Below are 1,227 nucleotides of genomic sequence, written 5' to 3' on the forward strand. Positions count from 1 at the left end.
GGCGGGTTCAACCGATCGCTGCAACACACTCAGCGAACTTCTCCGCTGGGGTCTGATAGAGCAAGGTCTTTCTGGGGCGTTCGTTGAGCTGCCGCGCGATGGCGCTGAGCTTTGCCTGGCTGTGCAGGGACAGGTCGGTGCCACGTGGCAGATATTGGCGCAGCAGTCGGTTGGTGTTTTCATTCGAGCCGCGCTGCCAGGGTGATCGAGGATCGCAGAAGTAGACCTCGACGTCCGTGGCCAGTGTCAGTCGCTGGTGCTCGGCAAGCTCTTTGCCTCGGTCCCACGTCAGCGATTGATAGAGTTCCCCGGGCAATTTCTGCGACTGCTTGATTAGGCCTGAGACGACGCTTTCGGTATCTTTGTTGGCGACCTTGATCAGCATCACATAGCGCGAGTGACGCTCGACCAGCGTCGCCACGTAGCTGTTCTTGGACCCGCCGATGAGGTCGCCCTCCCAGTGGCCGGGAACTGCTCGATCTTCGACGGTGGCGGGCCGTTCGCTGATGGAAATTGCATCCTTGATCTGGCCCAGCCCACTCCGCTTCATGCTGGCGTGCCGGGAACGGCGGATCGTGCGCCTGGCTCTAAGATGCTCCAGCAGTTCCTTTTTCAGCACTCCACGTGCCTGGATGAACAGGCTGCGATAGATCGTTTCGTGCGACACCTGGTTATGCGGCTCCCCTGGGTAGGTGCGCTTGAGCCAGCCGGCAATCTGCTCTGGCGACCATTTCCGCTGCAGCTTGACCGATACTGTCCGGGCTAGTGACGGACAGCAAGCCAGCTTGCACAGCTTGGGGCGCAGGGCCCGATCCCAAGCGGCGTGATCGGAACGTGCTGCTCTATACCGATCAGGCCCGCCATTGCGAAGGATCTCACGACTGATCGTGGACGGCGATCGACCCAGTGTGTGGGCGATCGAACGCAAAGAGCACCGCGTACTGAGCCCTCGGGATATCTCCTCCCGCTCGCCCAGACTGAGCGCCTTGGGCGCCCGTCGCCGCTCGGCTGGGCGAATGCCGCCGGCTGGGGAGATCACCGAGAACACCGATGATGACGCCCGATCAAACCGCCGCCCAATCGACTTCATCGACTCGCCAGCCTGCCATCGATCCCAGATCTCCGATCGCTGGGCGGCAGAATAATAGATGCGACCTCGCTGCTTCATGGCCCACACTCCATCTCTGATGAAAGACTAGTGTGTTGCCCTCACCGATTGAGCCCACC

At 61.2% G+C, this 1,227-nt stretch carries 1 protein-coding gene; it reads right to left on the bottom strand.

The window, feature by feature from the left end; genetic code table 11:
- Positions 1-7: 7 nt before the first annotated feature.
- Complete coding sequence (locus tag NKH01_RS35145; RefSeq protein WP_353024740.1) at positions 8-1,168, bottom strand: IS30 family transposase; 1,161 nt, start codon at positions 1,166-1,168, stop codon at positions 8-10.
- Positions 1,169-1,227: the final 59 nt, after the last annotated feature.

It is taken from the genome of Mesorhizobium sp. M1403, from assembly GCF_040317695.1.
GTDB lineage: Bacteria > Pseudomonadota > Alphaproteobacteria > Rhizobiales > Rhizobiaceae > Mesorhizobium.

Coding starts and splice junctions, on each gene's coding strand:
- NKH01_RS35145 (WP_353024740.1), bottom strand. CDS start 1,168: ATGAAGCAGCGAGGTCGCATCTATTATTCTGCCGCCCAGCGATCGGAG.